General features: G+C 64.8%; 13 protein-coding genes. 6 read left to right on the forward strand and 7 right to left on the reverse strand.

Annotation, left to right across the window (positions count from 1 at the left end; all coding sequences use genetic code 11):
- Positions 1-11: 11 nt before the first annotated feature.
- A complete protein-coding gene (locus tag BT115_RS17155) occupies positions 12-467 on the reverse strand; it encodes a hypothetical protein (protein ID WP_072323859.1) in 456 nt (151 codons plus the stop codon).
- 190 nt (positions 468-657) lie between these two features.
- On the opposite strand from BT115_RS17155, the gene BT115_RS17160 reads away from it, so the two are divergent.
- A complete protein-coding gene (locus BT115_RS17160; RefSeq protein ID WP_072323860.1) occupies positions 658-1071 on the forward strand; it encodes a universal stress protein in 414 nt (137 codons plus the stop codon).
- A gap of 73 nt (positions 1072-1144) precedes the next feature.
- On the forward strand, positions 1145-1966 hold the full coding sequence (locus tag BT115_RS17165) for a ferritin-like domain-containing protein (protein WP_072323861.1): 822 nt from the start codon (positions 1145-1147) through the stop codon (positions 1964-1966).
- A gap of 32 nt (positions 1967-1998) precedes the next feature.
- Here BT115_RS17165 and BT115_RS17170 read toward each other — a convergent pair whose 3' ends face one another.
- Positions 1999-2706, reverse strand: coding sequence for a hypothetical protein (locus BT115_RS17170; protein ID WP_072323862.1), 708 nt, complete (start codon positions 2704-2706; stop codon positions 1999-2001).
- Between the two features lie 121 nt (positions 2707-2827).
- On the opposite strand from BT115_RS17170, the gene BT115_RS17175 reads away from it, so the two are divergent.
- The 4 genes from BT115_RS17175 to BT115_RS17190 all read left to right on the forward strand — a co-directional run bounded on the left by BT115_RS17175 (position 2828) and on the right by BT115_RS17190 (position 6670).
- Entirely contained in the window at positions 2828-4087 is a 1260-nt protein-coding gene (locus BT115_RS17175) for an MFS transporter (RefSeq protein ID WP_072323863.1), read from the forward strand.
- 62 nt (positions 4088-4149) lie between these two features.
- A complete protein-coding gene (locus tag BT115_RS17180) occupies positions 4150-5448 on the forward strand; it encodes a thioredoxin family protein (protein ID WP_072323864.1) in 1299 nt (432 codons plus the stop codon).
- A gap of 116 nt (positions 5449-5564) precedes the next feature.
- A complete protein-coding gene (locus BT115_RS17185; protein ID WP_072323865.1) occupies positions 5565-6248 on the forward strand; it encodes a glutathione S-transferase in 684 nt (227 codons plus the stop codon).
- A 92-nt stretch (positions 6249-6340) separates the two neighbouring features.
- Positions 6341-6670, forward strand: coding sequence for a hypothetical protein (locus BT115_RS17190; protein ID WP_072323866.1), 330 nt, complete (start codon positions 6341-6343; stop codon positions 6668-6670).
- 326 nt (positions 6671-6996) lie between these two features.
- On the opposite strand, the gene BT115_RS17195 is transcribed toward BT115_RS17190, so the two are convergent.
- From BT115_RS17195 to BT115_RS17215, 5 genes are all read right to left on the reverse strand, one after another.
- Complete coding sequence (locus BT115_RS17195) at positions 6997-7326, reverse strand: DUF4377 domain-containing protein (RefSeq protein WP_072323867.1); 330 nt, start codon at positions 7324-7326, stop codon at positions 6997-6999.
- Between the two features lie 118 nt (positions 7327-7444).
- A complete protein-coding gene (gene aceE / locus BT115_RS17200) occupies positions 7445-10138 on the reverse strand; it encodes a pyruvate dehydrogenase (acetyl-transferring), homodimeric type (RefSeq protein WP_072323868.1) in 2694 nt (897 codons plus the stop codon).
- 415 nt (positions 10139-10553) lie between these two features.
- On the reverse strand, positions 10554-12854 hold the full coding sequence (locus BT115_RS17205; protein WP_072323869.1) for an NADP-dependent malic enzyme: 2301 nt from the start codon (positions 12852-12854) through the stop codon (positions 10554-10556).
- A 241-nt stretch (positions 12855-13095) separates the two neighbouring features.
- Complete coding sequence (locus tag BT115_RS17210) at positions 13096-14376, reverse strand: flavohemoglobin expression-modulating QEGLA motif protein (protein ID WP_072323870.1); 1281 nt, start codon at positions 14374-14376, stop codon at positions 13096-13098.
- Between the two features lie 73 nt (positions 14377-14449).
- A complete protein-coding gene (locus BT115_RS17215; protein ID WP_072323871.1) occupies positions 14450-15196 on the reverse strand; it encodes an FAD-binding oxidoreductase in 747 nt (248 codons plus the stop codon).
- Positions 15197-15226: the final 30 nt, after the last annotated feature.

The raw sequence follows: 15226 nt of genomic DNA on the forward strand, positions 1-15226 counted from the left end.
CCCCCAATCAATTACTTCCCGAGCTTCTCGATTTCGAACTTGCTCACGTCCACACCGAGATTGATGCCCCGACCCGTGCCCGTAACGGCCAGCGAGACTTCTCCCTTGGTCATGGCAGCGCTCTCAGCGCTCTTCACGACGCCCGCATTGGCGCCGGCGCTCGCGTATTCGCCATAGATCTCGCTGATGCCCTTGACGTTGGTGAACTCGCCCTTGCCGCCTTCGATGCTGAACTTGCCGGCGGTGAGACCACCGCCACGGACGTGGATCAACACGTTAGCGGTCTGGCCGTTGTCGCAATGCACAGTACCTCGGCCGTCTGCCTTCTTGTAGATCGCCGCCCAACCCGTGGTGCTGAAGGTCATGTGGCATTTGGTCGCCGCCTCGGCCGCCTGGGCCGGCTGGGCGCCGACGAAACCTGCCGCCGCCAGAGCCAGAGCGGCCATACCCGTGATGCGCTTGATCATGTGTGTTTCTCCGTTGGAAAGGTGGCAGGAAACTGCGAGAGGGATTCTCCACTCACGAATGTGAAGAAACACGGAGTGCCCGAGGGTGCATTCAGCCGGCACACGGATTGGTCGATAGGTCGTGAATCGGGGCTACCGGCCTGTGTCGTAGGCCTACTATCGTCCCAAGCCCGTTACCGAGGACCCCACCATGCCCAAGCACATCCTGGTCGGCTACGACGGCTCCGAGACCGCCCGCCGCGCGTATCTCCTCGCGCTGGACCTGGCCGCCTGCGCCGGTGCGGCGGTACATGTGGTCTCGGTCATGCAGTGGGAGAACGGCGCCGACACCTCCGCCCTCATGATGGCAGGCGTGGGCGAGGACCGGCTCAACGGCCTGCGCGAAGAGGTGGAAGCCTTGCAACCCGATCCGGGCGTCCCGGTCGAGGTGGCGCTCGTGCATGGCAGCCCGGGCGACGCGCTGCTCTCCTACGTGGCTCAACACGGTGTGGACCACATCGTGATCGGCCACACGGAACGGGGCGCCCTGGCCCGCTGGCTGGTCGGCTCGACCTCGACGGACGTCCTCGCCAAGGCCCACGTGCCTGTGACCGTGGTGCGTTAGAAGCCCGGCTTTGTCACAATCCCGTCATTGCCCGCCGGGGGCGACACGACAAAGCGATCGAGGAACACTCGCAGTGAGCTACGCCGCCACCTTGCCATGGACGCTTGAAAAACTGGACCTCTCGCGGATCGACGTCGAGAAGGTCAGGCACAACGAAGACCTCTTTTTTCTCCTTTGCAGTTCGTCCTTCGTCGAAAGCGGCTCGGACCTGTACACGCACAACCTCGTCGACCACTTCGCTGGCGACGACGAACTGCAGGGTTGGCTGCGCGACCATTGGGAGCACGAGGAACTGCAGCACGGCCGCGCGCTCGCTGCCTATGTGCAACACGTCTGGCCCGAGTTCGATTGGGATGCCGGCTTCAAGAGCTTCTTCGCGCACTACGGGTCGGTATGCACGTCGGAGGAACTGGAGCCGAATCGCGGCCTCGAGCTCGCTGCGCGCTGCGTGGTGGAGACCGGCACCGCCAGCCTCTATCGCGCGCTCAACGATGTCACCGACGAGCCCGTGCTGCGCGAACTGACCAACTACATCAAGAGCGATGAGGTGCGGCATTACAAGCACTTCTATCAGCACTTTCGCATCTATCGCGAGCGGGACGGCATTGGCCGCATGAGCACGCTCCGCACGCTCATGAAGCGCCTGCGCGAAATCAAGAACGAGGACAGCGACATCGCGCTGCGCCACGTCTTCAACGTGCGTTATCCCGAGCAGGCGCAGGACGACGTGGCCTTCCGCCGCGTGACCTCAAAGGCCGAAGGTCTGTTGAAGCGCCATATCCCCGCCGAAATGACGGTCAAGATGCTGCTGCGGCCGCTGGACCTGCCGCCGCGGTTGAACGCTATGCTGGAATGGCCACTGACCCGGATCACCGAGAAGCTATTTCTGCATTGATCGGTGCGGCGCACGCCGCACCGTCACCCTTGCTACTTCTTCTTCGGCAATGGCGCCCATTTCTCCGGGTCGAAACCGCCTGTCTCGAACACGAGCGTGGTTTCACCGCGGCTGACCGTCACGACGTCGATGGTCAGCCGTTTCGTTTTCGCCAGATCCTTCAGGAAGGCCGCGTCATTGCGAAACAGCAGCGCCGGCTCGCCGGTCGGCGGGCGGAACGCCTTGATCGTCTTCGGCTTGCCGTCGAAGGTGGCCTTGAGCGAGCAATCGCCCTGGCAGACAAAGCCCTTCCCGGTCGTTGCATAGAGAAACACGCTCTGCCCCCATGCCGTGTGCCTGCGCAGGATCAGGCGCACCGTCTGGTCGCCGTTGGGGCGGGTCGACTGGATCGTGGCGGTACTCTGCGTGCCGCCCTGCATCGGCGAGGTCTGGTAGAGCCACAGCGCCGCGAGCCGGGTCTTTTCGCTGGCCGCCTTGTAGTTGGCCTCCAGTTCGTCGAGGGTCTTCTTCACCTCGGCGGCCGCAGGCGTATCGGGGTATTTGTCGACGATCTCGTGACCCAACTGCACGGCAGGACCATCGTTGTGCAGTTTCAGGAGCTGCTGATAGGTCTCGAGTTTCTTGGCTGCCTCGTTCGCCGGGTTGTCGGCCGCGGGCGCCTGCGCCGCTTGCTGGTCCTGCGGTGACGAACAGGCGGATACCAGGGCGAGGCTGGCCAGAAGAATCGCGATACGGCGCATGATCTTGCGCTCCCAGAGCGGAAAACCCTAGCTTCGCCGATAGGGCAGCGCGGATCAATTTGCGAACAACCGCGCTGCCGACGACGCGGCGTAAAATCCGCGCTTGCCCCAAGGATCGCCTATGTCGCCCACCTCCCCCGACGCGACCTCGCTGTTCCGCCATCGCGCCTTCGTACAGTTCTGGTTCGCAAAAAACGCGTCGAGCTTCGGCTTTCAGATGATGTCCGTAGCGGTAGGCTGGCAGATCTACGAGTTGACCCATCGCGCCCTCGACCTCGGCCTCATCGGCCTCGTGCAATTCGTGCCGTCGGTACTTCTGGCCCTGCCTGCGGGGCACGTGGCAGACCAGTTCGACCGGCGCCGCATCGTTACCGTTTGCCAGGCCATCGAGTGGGTCGCCATCGCCCTGCTCGCGGTGTTCAGCCTATCCGGGCGCCTCAACGAGACTGGCATCCTCTGCCTGGTCTTCGTCGTGAGCCTGGCAAAAACCTTCGAGTTCCCAGCCCTGCAATCCATGCTTCCTGCCCTGGTGCCGATCCAGATACTGCCGCGCGCCATGGCAGCCAACGCCGCCGCGGGCCAGGCGGCGATGATCGCTGGGCCCGCTCTGGGCGGCCTGCTCTATGTGGCCGGCGCCGGAACGGTCTACGGCGTGTCGGCAGGGCTATACCTCGTGGCGCTGGTGCTGATGTCGCGGCTGGCGTACGACCACCTGCCGCCACGCCGCGAACCGGCCACGTTGAAGACGCTATTTGCCGGCGTCCATTTCATCCGCCACCGCCCTGCCGTCCTCGGCGTGATCTCGCTCGATCTGTTCGCCGTGCTGCTCGGCGGCGCCACGGCGCTCCTGCCGATCTTCGCCAAGGACATCCTGCACACCGGGCCGTGGGGTCTCGGCGTCCTGCGCGCCGCGCCCGCCGTGGGCGCGTTGCTGATGTCGTTGTGGCTGGCCCGGCATGCACTGGAACGTCGCGTCGGGCCGATCATGTTCGCCTCGGTGGCCGGCTTCGGCGCCGCGACGCTGGTGTTTGCCCTGTCCACGAACCTTTGGTTGTCGGTGGGCGCCTTGTTCGCCCTGGGCGCCTTCGACATGGTCAGCATGGTGATTCGCGGCGCGCTCGTGCAGTTGGAAACCCCGGACGACATGCGCGGCCGCGTCAGCGCGGTCAACGCCATCTTCATCAACACCTCGAACCAGCTTGGCGAGTTCGAATCCGGGCTGCTCGCCGCGGCCGTTGGCGCGGTGAACGCCACCCTGGTCGGCGGCATCGGCACCCTGGTGGTCGTGGCACTCTGGATGTGGTGGTTCCCCTCCCTGCGTCGCCGCCAGGGCCTGGTATCGGCTCCCGAACCGGTCGAGGGCGCCAGCGGCACGATCTGACACGGCGCCACAAACGTGTTATTAGGTGGACGTCTATACCGCCAAAGGGGAAGTCAGCTACCATGAAGCGCCTGCTTGCCGCCGCCCTCGTCGCCTTCGTCGCGACCGCCCATGCCGCCCATGACGGCCCCGCCAGCCTCGATGCGGCGCTTGCTCAGGGCAAGCGCGAGCACAAGCCGGTGTTGATCGATTTCCAGGCTGTGTGGTGTTACTCCTGCTACTACATGGCGAGCCACGTGCTGAACGGCAAGGAGTGGGACGACCTCAACACCAAGATCGTGTTCTACGAAGCCGACGCCGACAAGCCCGCCGATCAGGCCTGGATGAAGAAACTCAACGTCCACTTCCTTCCGACCTATGTCGCGATCGGACCGGACGGTGAAGAACTCGGCCGCATTCTCGCCGAGCGACCGCGCGAAACGTTCTATCCCGAAGTGGCTGCCCTCCTCTCCGGCGACGCGCGGCTATCGAAGCAGAAGGCCGACGCGGCGAAGGGCTCCATGGCGGCCGTGGCGGACGTGCTCGACACCTATCAGCAGCGCTACGAAGGCAAGGAAGGCATGGCCTGGTTCGACACGCTGCCGCCAATGGTGCGCAACGTATCGGACAAGGACAAGCGCGTGGCACTGGCAAAGCAGCGGCTTCTGTTGCTGCAGGCCAATGGTGCAAAAGACGACAAGGGCATCATCGATGCTGCGGCGAAGGTGCTCGCGGGCAATATCGGGTGCGAACGCCCGTATGTGCTCGATGACCTCATCTCCGCAAGCGCGTCGCAACCGGCGGATGCGCGCAAGGCCTTGCTCCAGCCGCAGAAGGCACCCTACGAGCAGTTCCTCGACACGCAGGTGTTCACGGCATCGCCCGCATGCGCCGATCAACGCAGCGCTGTGCTGACAGCAGCGGACCTCGACGCGGCACTCGACGACCACGCCGCGGAACAGGCCGTGCTGCGCAAGGCGATCGATCTTAGCCGCGACCGGTTGCATGGCGACTTGCGCAGCGATCGCAACCTGGCCGACAACCTGCGCGTGTACCTCGTGCGCGCCAAGGCGGGCGACGAACTCGACACGCTGGAGAAGCAGTTGATCGCCGCCTATCCGGACGACTATGTCTACAACTATCGCTATGGTCGTCGACTTGTCGAAGCGGGCAAGGCCGCCGAGGGGCTTCCGTATCTCGAAGCCGCTGCGAAGAAGGCCTATGGCGCGAACGAGATCACTGTGGCGAGCTTCCGGGTAAAGGCCCTGCGTGCGCTCCATCGCGATGACGAGGCACGCAAGCTGGTCGCAAAGACCGTCGCCGCCCAGGGCAAGGCCTTTCCGGAACAGACGAAGAAGCTGCAGGATGCGTTGAACTCCTGACCGCTCGTGGGGCCGTCCGCGATGGGCGGCCCCAGGCCAGTGCGGATGCGCCGCGTCCATGGTGCGCGGCCGGGACACACTGCTACGCTGTTCCAGTCCCCCGCTCCGGAGTTGTCATGATCGTCGTTCACCACCTGAACAACTCGCGCTCGCAGCGCGTGCTCTGGTTGCTGGAAGAACTCGGCCTGCCCTACGAAATCGTGCGCTATCAGCGCGATCCGAAGACGATGCTGGCGCCCAAGGCGCTGCGCGAGGTCCATCCGCTCGGCAAGTCGCCTGTCGTCGTGGATGGCGACGTGACCGTGGCCGAGTCGGGCGCGATCGTCACCTACCTGCTCGATCGCTATGGCGAGGGTCGCCTGCGTCCCGCAGCAGGAACGGCCGATGCGCGACGCTTCGATTATTTCATGCACTACGCAGAGGGCTCCGCCATGCCGCCGCTGCTCCTGAAGCTCGTGTTCCTGCGCATGGAGTCCGCCCCCGTTCCGTTCTTCGCCAAGCCCATTGCACGCATGCTGGCGCGTGGTGCGCAGAAGAGCTTCGTCGATCCCCAGCTCACCCTGCATCTCGATTACATGGAGAGCGAAATCGGCAAGACGGGCTGGTTCGCGGGAGATGCATTTACCGCGGCGGACATCCAGATGAGCTTCCCGCTCGAAGCGGCCGTCAGCCGCGGCGGTCTCGACGCGACGCGCCCCGGGCTGCTCGGTTTCCTCGAACGTATCCATGCGAGGCCCGCCTATCGGGCGGCACTGGAACGCGCTGGCGACTACGATCTGGTTGCCAAGCCGGCACGCTGAACCCCTGCTCAATCCGCCGCCCGCCTTTTACACCGTCCTCACGGGGCCGACCGCAAAGTCGTTACGACCGCAAACGTGTAGGGAGCCTTCCAATGAGCAGAAATCGCGAATTCGCCCGCCAGGTCGAGAGCGCCGTGAACGGGGTGTCCGGCCGCGTTCGCCACTATGCCGATGAGGCATCGAGCGTCGGTAACGATCTGCTCGAACGGAGCCGTCGGGTCACCGGAAAGCTTGCCAAGCGCACGAACGGCAACGGCCAGCGCATCCGCTATATGGCCGAGGACGTCGCCGACGAGGCCACGTACCAGTACCGCAAGCTGCGCAAGCAGGTGCGTCGCAACCCCGGCGTCGCCATCGGTATCGCGGCCGCCGCCATCGGTACCTTCCTGCTGATTCGCCATGCGCTGCGCGACGACGATTGATCGATAGCGGCAACGATTAATGAGGGCCTGCGGCGGTGCAGGCGAAGGCCGGGAGCAATCCCGGCCTTTTTTTGTTGTGGGAGCCGCCATGGCGGCGAGAAGCCATGAGAACCGGTGGGAGCCACCCTGGTGGCGAAAAGCCAACGGAGCGGTGTTGTGGGAGCCGCCATGGCGGCGAGAAGCCACCAGAGCGGCGACGCGGGAAACCAGCGAGGAACATTGAGGCAAGCCTTCCCTCGCCGCCTTGGCGGCTCCTACAAGAGCGCCTCAGTGTTGGTCTACTCGCAAATCGCGAAGCACCTCTATCGATCGTGCCGCGTCGGCGTTCAGGGCACCGGATGCTGTTCGACCACCTTGTCCACGTGCCAGCGCACAGCCGTCGCATCCGGCACACCCTTCGGATGGACCTCGGTGATCTTCAGCAGGTATTCGTTGCCCGGCTTCCAATCGAAGTCTTCGAGCGGCACGGCGGTCGTCTGCCATGGCTCGTTGGGCTGTTCGCGGTATTGCAGGCACTCTGCTTTGATGGCGCCATTCGTGCACGGCGCCTTGGCGCCTGCGATGTAGAGGAGCCGGGAACGGGAGCCGTGGTCGCTGGGCGACGTGGCACAACCCGTCAGCAGGGCGGCGATGACGGCAAAGGCAAATGGGCGCATGGGTTGGGTCCGCGATCGGTGAACGGGTAAGGGATACCAGCCGGTCCATGGACGGTGTGTGATGCGGAAACGACGAGGGCCGGTCGCCCGGCCCTCGTCTTCCCACATCTCCCGGCCGTCAGACCGTCATGGGATTGGGCTTGTCGACGTCGAGCTTGTATTCCTTGATGGCGCGGCTGACGTCCTTGGCATTGACCTTGCCGTCCTTCGCCAGCGCGGCAAGGGCCGCATGTGCGATCCAGTAGCGGTCCACTTCGAAGTGCCCGCGCAGGTTCGCACGCGTATCGCTGCGACCGAAGCCGTCCGTACCCAGCACCGTATAGCGCATGCCGTCAGGCATGAACGCGCGGATCTGGTCGGCGAACTCGCGCACGTAGTCGGTGGCGGCAACGGCCGGACCCTGGCGATCGGCCAGCAGCCCCGTCACATACGGCACGCGCTGCGTCGCTTCTGGATGCAGGCGGTTCCAGCGCTCGGCATCGAAGCCTTCGCGACGCACTTCCGAGAAGCTCGGCACCGACCAGATATCGGAGGTGACGCCGAAGTCCTTCTCCAGCAGCTCCGCGGCCGCGATGACCTCGCGAAGAATGGTGCCCGAGCCCATGAGCTGTACGCGTGGCTCGTTCTTCTTGGCCTTGCCACCGTCCTTGAACAGGTACATGCCCTTGACGATGCCTTCCTCACTGCCCTTCGGCAGATCGGGGTGGGCATAGTTCTCGTTCATGACCGTGATGTAGTAGTAGACGTCTTCCTGCTCCTGCATCATCCGGCGCGTGCCGTCCTGCAGGATCACCGCCAATTCGTAGGAGAAGGTGGGATCGTAGGACACGACGTTCGGGATCGCACCGGAGAGCAGGTGCGAATGGCCGTCCTCATGCTGCAGGCCTTCACCGTTCAGCGTGGTGCGACCCGACGTGCCGCCGATTAGGAAGCCGCGCGCGCGCATGTCGCCCGCCGCCCAGCAGAGGTCGCCGATGCGCTGGAAGCCGAACATCGAGTAATAGATGAAGAACGGCAGCATCGGCACGTTGCTGACGCTGTAGCTGGTAGCCGCCGCGAGCCACGCGCTCATGCCGCCCGCCTCGCTGATGCCTTCCTGCAGCACCTGGCCCTTCTGGTCCTCGCGGTAGTAGAGCAGCTGGTCGGCGTCCTGCGGACGATACTTCTGGCCGAACGGCGCGTAGATGCCGATCTGGCGGAACATGCCTTCCATACCGAACGTGCGCGCTTCGTCGGCCACGATCGGGACGAGGCGCGGACCGAGTTCCTTGTCACGCAGCATGAGGTTCATGCCGCGAACGAGGGCCATGGTCGTGGAGATCTCGCGATCGCCGGTGCCCTTGGTGATCTGGTCGAACGCGTCGAGCGCCGGCGCCTTGAACGACTGGTCCGCCTTGCGGCGACGCTGCGGCAGCGAACCGCCGAGCGCACGGCGACGCTCCAGCATGTACTGCACTTCGTCCGAGTCCTTGCCCGGGTGGTAGTACGGCACTTCGTCCAGCTTGTCGTCCGGCACCGGGATATTGAAGCGATCGCGGAAGGCGCGAACGGCCTCGGTATCCATCTTCTTCTGGTTGTGCGCGGGGTTCTGCGATTCGCCTGCCGCGCCCATGCCGTAGCCCTTTACCGTCTTGGCGAGGATCACCGTCGGCATGCCGGTGGTGTTCACTGCCGCGTGGTACGCCGCGTACACCTTGTGCGGGTCGTGGCCGCCACGGTTCAGGCGCCAGATGTCGTCGTCGGACATGTTCGCGACCAGCGTTGCCGTCTCCGGATACTTGCCGAAGAACTTCTCGCGCGTGTACGCGCCACCGAAGGCTTTGCACGCCTGGTATTCGCCGTCGACGGTTTCCATCATGAGCTGGCGCAGCTTGCCGGTCGTGTCACGGGCAAGGAGCGGATCCCAGTAGCTGCCCCAGACGACCTTGATCGCATTCCAGCCGGCGCCACGGAACACGCCTTCCAGTTCCTGGATGATCTTGCCGTTGCCACGCACCGGACCGTCGAGACGCTGCAGGTTGCAGTTGATGACGAAGATGAGGTTGTCGAGGCCTTCGCGACCCGCCAGCGAGATCGCGCCGAGCGACTCCGGCTCGTCCGACTCGCCGTCGCCCATGAAGCACCAGATCTTGCGATCGGTCTTCGGCATGAGGCCGCGATGTTCCAGGTACTTCCAGAACTGGGCCTGATAGATCGCCTGGATCGGACCAAGACCCATGGACACCGTCGGTACCTGCCAGTAATCCGGCATCAGGTAGGGATGCGGGTAGGACGACAGGCCACGGCCCTTGCCGGCCACTTCCATGCGGAACAGGTCGAGCTGGTCTTCGCTGATGCGGCCTTCAAGGAAGGAGCGCGCATACACGCCGGGTGCCGAGTGGCCCTGATGGAAGACCAGGTCGCCCGGGTGGTCGGCGCTCGGAGCGCGCCAGAAATGATTGAAGCCCACGTCGTACAGCGTGGCCGATGAGGCGAAGCTGGAGATGTGACCGCCGAGGTCGCCCGGCTTGCGGTTGGCGCGCACCACCGTGGCGAGCGCATTCCAGCGGATCAGCGAGCGGATGCGCCATTCGAGAGCGGCGTCGCCCGGGCTGCGCGCTTCCATGTGCGGCGGGATGGTGTTGACGTACTCGGTCGTCGGGTCGAACGGCAGGTAGCCACCGGCGCGACGGGTGGAGTCGACCATCCGTTCCAGCAGGAAATGCGCGCGCTCGGTGCCATCGTGGTTGATGACGGCGTTGAGCGATTCGACCCACTCGCGGGTTTCGGTGGGGTCGAGGTCCTGGTTCAGGATGTCGTCGAACTGGTCCATGGATGCTCCGCTCGCGCATGACGCGCGCTCATGGGGACTGAAGAAGGCCGCTGGGGTGGCGGGAAAACCTTTCCATGATAACCCAAGGTTCGCGGATACGCGGCCGTATGGGCGCTTGGATCGAGGCAAATGGGATATATGGCGAGCCTGCCGGCTGTCGCCGGATCGCCAGCAGGCTGGCTCCCACCAACAAGCTGGCTTCCACCCGACCAGTCGACTCCCACCCGGAGGCCGGGCTCCTTCTGGAGCAGGCTATCCGCAACGGGGGCCCGCCGGCTTCGCCGGATCGCCAGCAGGCTGGCTCTCACCGACAAACCGGTTCCCAGCCGAGAAGTCGACCCCCATCCGGCAAGCTGGCTGCCACCGGGTTGTGCTCTGGTGGGAGCCAGCCTGCTGGCGATGGTCGTGCCGCGACTCAGTCGTTTACGACCGTACGCGGCTTGCCGGCACGGATCTGCGCCTCTACACACGCCACGGAGGTCATGTTGACCACGCGGCGCACCGTGGCCTGCGGGGTCAGGATGTGGGCCGGTTTCGCCACGCCCATGAGGATCGGCCCGATGACCACGCCGTCGCACAGTACGCGGACCATGTTGTAGGCCGTATTGGCCGCGTCCAGGTTCGGGAAGACGAAGACATTGGCCTTGCCCTCCAACCGCGAGTTCGGAAAGATCCGCTCGCGCAGTTCCGGCGTCAGGGCCACATCGGCCTGCATCTCACCTTCCACTTCGAGCCGCGGCGCGCGCTCGCGGATCAGGTTCAATGCGGCGCGCATCTTGCGCGAGTTGCGCGTCTCTCGGCTACCGAAGTTGGAATTGGACAGCAGCGCGATCTTCGGCTGGATGCCGAACAGCTTGAGGCGAATCGACGCCTGCAGGGTCGCCTCGGCGATCTGCTCCGCGCTCGGGTCTTCCTGCACGTACGTGTCGAGGAAGAAGAACGTGCCCTTCTCGGTCGCCACCGCGGCCATGGCGGACGCTTCGGCGATGCCTTCGTCCAAACCGATGATGTCGCAGATGTAATCGAGCTTGCTCTGGTAGGTGCCGACGAGGCCGCAGATCATCGCGTCCGCCTCACCCCGCTCCACCATCAGCGCGGCGATCACAGTCGGGCGCGAGCGCACCACCGCCTTGGCGGATGCGGGCGTCACCCCGCGGCGTTCCATGATCGAGTGGTAGAGGCGCCAATAGGCCTCGAAACGAGGATCGGAGTGGATGTTGCACATTTCGAAATCGACGCCAGGCTTGAGGCGCAGTCCGGCGCGCGCGATGCGCTTCTCGATGACGTCCGGACGGCCCACGAGGATCGGCCGGGCCAGACCCTCGTCCACCACCGTCTGCACGGCGCGCAGCACGGTTTCTTCCTCGCCCTCGGCGTAGACCACCCGCTTCGGATCGGCCTTGGCGCGATCGAACACCGGCTTCATCAGCAGGCCGGTGCGGAACACGAAGCTGGTGAGCTTCTCGACGTAGGCAGGGAAATCGGTGATCGGACGCTCGGCGACACCGGAGCCCATCGCCGCCTGCGCAATGGCCGGCGGAAGCTGGATCAGCAGGCGCGGATCGAACGGCTGCGGGATCAGGTAATCCGCGCCGAAGCTCGGCGGCTTGCCGCCATAGGCGCGGGCGCTCACGTCGGACGATTCGCGCCGTGCCAGCTCCGCGATCGCCTGCACGCAGGCCACCTTCATGGCCTCGTTGATGACCGTGGCGCCAACGTCGAGCGCGCCGCGGAACAGATACGGGAAGCACAGCGCGTTATTGACCTGGTTCGGGTAGTCCGAGCGCCCGGTGGCCATGATGCAATCGGGACGCACGGCCTTGGCGTCTTCCGGCAGGATCTCCGGATTGGGATTGGCCAGCGCGAAGATGATGGGGCGGTCCGCCATCGTAGCGACCATTTCCGGCTTCAGGATGCCGCCGGCCGAAAGGCCGAGGAAGATGTCCGCGCCTTCGACGATCTCGGCCAGCGTGCGCTTGTCGGTATCGCGTGCGTAGCGCTGCTTGTCCGGATCGAGGTCGGTGCGGCCGGTGTGTAGCACGCCGTCGCGATCGAACGCGAGGATGTTTTCCTTCCGCATGCCCAGGGTCACGAGCATGTCGACACAGGAAATGCCCGCGGCGCCCATGCCGGTGGTGGCGAGCTTCACGTCTTCGATCTTCTTGCCCGTGACCAGCAGCGCATTGATGACTGCAGCACCGACGATGATCGCAGTGCCATGCTGGTCGTCGTGGAAGACGGGAATCTTCATCCGCTCGCGCAGCTTGCGCTCGACGATGAAGCACTCCGGCGCCTTGATGTCCTCGAGGTTGATGCCGCCGAAGGTCGGCTCCAGGCTGGCGATGATGTCGACCAGCTTGTCCGGGTCGGTCTCGTCGATCTCGATGTCGAAGACGTCGATGCCGGCGAATTTCTGGAACAGCACGCCCTTGCCTTCCATCACCGGCTTACCGGCGAGCGCGCCGATATTGCCGAGGCCCAGCACGGCCGTACCGTTGGAAATGACCGCCACGAGATTCGAGCGCGCGGTCAGTTCGGCAGCGGCTCGCGGGTCTGCCACGATCGCGTCGCACGCAGCGGCGACGCCGGGCGAATACGCAAGCGACAGATCCCGCTGAGTGAGCAGCGACGTGGTCGGCGTGACCTTGATCTTGCCCGGGCGCGGAAGGCGGTGATATTCGAGAGCGGCTTGCCTCAGTTCCTCGGAAATGGCCATGGGATCCTGTGCGATTCGGCGAAAGGGAAAGGCTTGACGCGGCCTGGGCCGGCGATTGACCCGGCATGTTAGCACCGCGTCCTGCGCTCCCAGCCCCTTCTACTGTGTTGCATTGCGACAAGCTGTGATACCGATTTCGACCTATCGCGCGCAGGCATGGCTGTACTCCGCGAGCGTGCAGAACGCCAGCGAGCGACCATGCGGTCGGGTATGCCGTGAGATCGAATCCGCCCCGTGCGGATCAAAGACCGAGGGAGATTTCCTCGGCTTCCACGCCCGCCATGTGGATGTGGTTGACGAAGAGGGAGAAGGCCAGCTTTCCCGCCAGGCCATGCACGTGCTGCATCCAGGGTGGGAGATAACGCGGCACGGCCACGTCGCCCGTCTGGAAATGCGGTTCGAGGCTCATTACGTCGTGCAGGGCAAGCTTTCCCGCGAAAAGATTGCGCAACAGATCCAGCCGGCGCTGCCGCAGTGCCCAACGGAAAAACGTATGCACGGCGAGCAGGCCGCTCAGGTACACATTGTCCTTCGCGAAGGCGGACCCACCCGTCAACGGTACGCCTCGGAATACGCGCTGCGCGGAGTGGAAGCTGTCCGCCACGTTCTGTCCGCAGGCGCGGAAGTAGCGGAACACCTCCACGAAGTCGGCGCCGTTCAAGGCCATGTCGATGGCGAGAATGCGCAGACTGATGCGCTTCAGCCGGGAAATGTCGATGGCGCCGGACATGAGCTCGGCAAAGACGGCCAACCCTTCCTGCGTCGCAGTAACGCGCGGCGAGGTACGGGCCAGCGAAGCGAGCACGGGTTGCTCGCGTCCGTTGAGCGCGGTGAGCGAGTGGACGAACGCCTCGTGCGCCAGCAGCTGGTGACGGTCGTACTCCGTGAAACGCACGCCGCCACGCAGCCGGATGCGGGTCGCACCCGCTGCGGCCTTCGCGGTCAGCTCGGGATCGACTTCTACCGAAATCATGCCGGGAGCGAAAAAGGCATCCAGTCGTTCGGCCATGTCCTGGCGCAGTTCCTCGGCAGGAATGGTCCCCGTCGCATCCTCGGTGTCGAGGTCGGCGCCCAGTTCGTCAGCCAGATCGACGAAGTAGCGGGCGGCATCGAGATTGCTGCGATTGCTGCCGGGGATGGCGTCGCCGGGTTTGCCGTAGAGCGCGATCGAGGCGGTGGTTACACCGTCGGTGCCTGCGGCATGCAGCATGTCGGTCGCAATCCGCCAGGACTCGGCCGTGCGGCGCAGGTATTCGGCGATCGGATGGTCCTCTTCCGCCTCCGCCTCGATGGCGTCCAGTTCGGTACGGGTGTCGTCCAGCACCGGGGGGCGGTAGCGAATATCGGGGATCGAGAGGCGTCCGGCGCCGAATTCCTCGATCAGGCGCCCTTCCACCGACGCCGGCCAGGACACGGTGGGCAGGATGCGAATGGACCGGACGGCCGCGAGAAGACGCTGATCCAGCGCCGCGTAGCGCCGCATCTCGGGCGAGAGGGAAGACGAAGCGGCGGGGGCATGCATGGCGGCGGATTATAGCCCTGGGAAAGCCGCTTCGACCCGGGCGACGGCCACGAAGGAGCCGCCAGGGACGACGTCAACGCGAGGAAATGTATTTCTCGCGGCGGATGTGCTGCACGGAAAGGCCGTGATCCTTCAGCGCGGCAAACGCGGCATCCACCATGTTCGGGTTGCCGCAGAGGTAGGCGATATCGTCGCTGCCACTGGGTTCCAGCTCGGCGAGCATGTCCTGCACGTAACCCAGCCGATCGTGCGGGCGCGGGTTCGGACGCGCACCGCGTGACAAGCAGGGATGGAAGACGAACCCCTCGTTAGCACGTGCGAACGCTTCGAATTCCTCGCCATACAACAGCTCGCCCTCGTTGCGGGCACCGTAAAGAAGCACGAAACGGCATCCGCGGCTGGCGATGAGCTTCTCGATCTGCGGCAGCATGGCCCGGTACGGCGTGACGCCCGTGCCCGTGGCAATGAGGATGTAGCGCTGATTGGTGTCCCCGTCCATGAGGCAGAAGCGCCCGTACGGCCCGCTCGCATCCACCGTGTCGCCGTGTTCCAGACCGCTAAGCAGCTTCGTGGCGGCACCGCCGTCCACGTAGCTCACCGCGATCTCGATCCGCTGGACGGGACCACTGCCATCGCCCACCGTACCCACGGAGTAGCTCCGCTTGGTGGGTTTGCCGTCGTCGTAGTTGAAGTGCACCTGGAGGAACTGCCCCGGCACGAACGCCAGCGGCTGGCCATCCACCCGTTCGAAAGCGAGGTGGCGCACCGCCGGGGCGAGCATGAAGCTGTCGACGAGGCGGAGCGGGAACTGTTCTGCCATGGAAAGTCTCTGTTGACGCCGCGGAACAAA

The organism is Luteibacter sp. UNCMF366Tsu5.1, assembly GCF_900119235.1.
In the GTDB taxonomy this organism is placed as follows: Bacteria; Pseudomonadota; Gammaproteobacteria; order Xanthomonadales; family Rhodanobacteraceae; genus Luteibacter; species Luteibacter flocculans.

Coding starts and splice junctions, on each gene's coding strand:
- BT115_RS17155 (WP_072323859.1), bottom strand. CDS start 467: ATGATCAAGCGCATCACGGGTATGGCCGCTCTGGCTCTGGCGGCGGCA.
- BT115_RS17160 (WP_072323860.1), top strand. CDS start 658: ATGCCCAAGCACATCCTGGTCGGCTACGACGGCTCCGAGACCGCCCGC.
- BT115_RS17170 (WP_072323862.1), bottom strand. CDS start 2,706: ATGCGCCGTATCGCGATTCTTCTGGCCAGCCTCGCCCTGGTATCCGCC.
- BT115_RS17175 (WP_072323863.1), top strand. CDS start 2,828: ATGTCGCCCACCTCCCCCGACGCGACCTCGCTGTTCCGCCATCGCGCC.
- BT115_RS17180 (WP_072323864.1), top strand. CDS start 4,150: ATGAAGCGCCTGCTTGCCGCCGCCCTCGTCGCCTTCGTCGCGACCGCC.
- BT115_RS17185 (WP_072323865.1), top strand. CDS start 5,565: ATGATCGTCGTTCACCACCTGAACAACTCGCGCTCGCAGCGCGTGCTC.
- BT115_RS17190 (WP_072323866.1), top strand. CDS start 6,341: ATGAGCAGAAATCGCGAATTCGCCCGCCAGGTCGAGAGCGCCGTGAAC.
- BT115_RS17195 (WP_072323867.1), bottom strand. CDS start 7,326: ATGCGCCCATTTGCCTTTGCCGTCATCGCCGCCCTGCTGACGGGTTGT.
- aceE (WP_072323868.1), bottom strand. CDS start 10,138: ATGGACCAGTTCGACGACATCCTGAACCAGGACCTCGACCCCACCGAA.
- BT115_RS17205 (WP_072323869.1), bottom strand. CDS start 12,854: ATGGCCATTTCCGAGGAACTGAGGCAAGCCGCTCTCGAATATCACCGC.
- BT115_RS17210 (WP_072323870.1), bottom strand. CDS start 14,376: ATGCATGCCCCCGCCGCTTCGTCTTCCCTCTCGCCCGAGATGCGGCGC.
- BT115_RS17215 (WP_072323871.1), bottom strand. CDS start 15,196: ATGGCAGAACAGTTCCCGCTCCGCCTCGTCGACAGCTTCATGCTCGCC.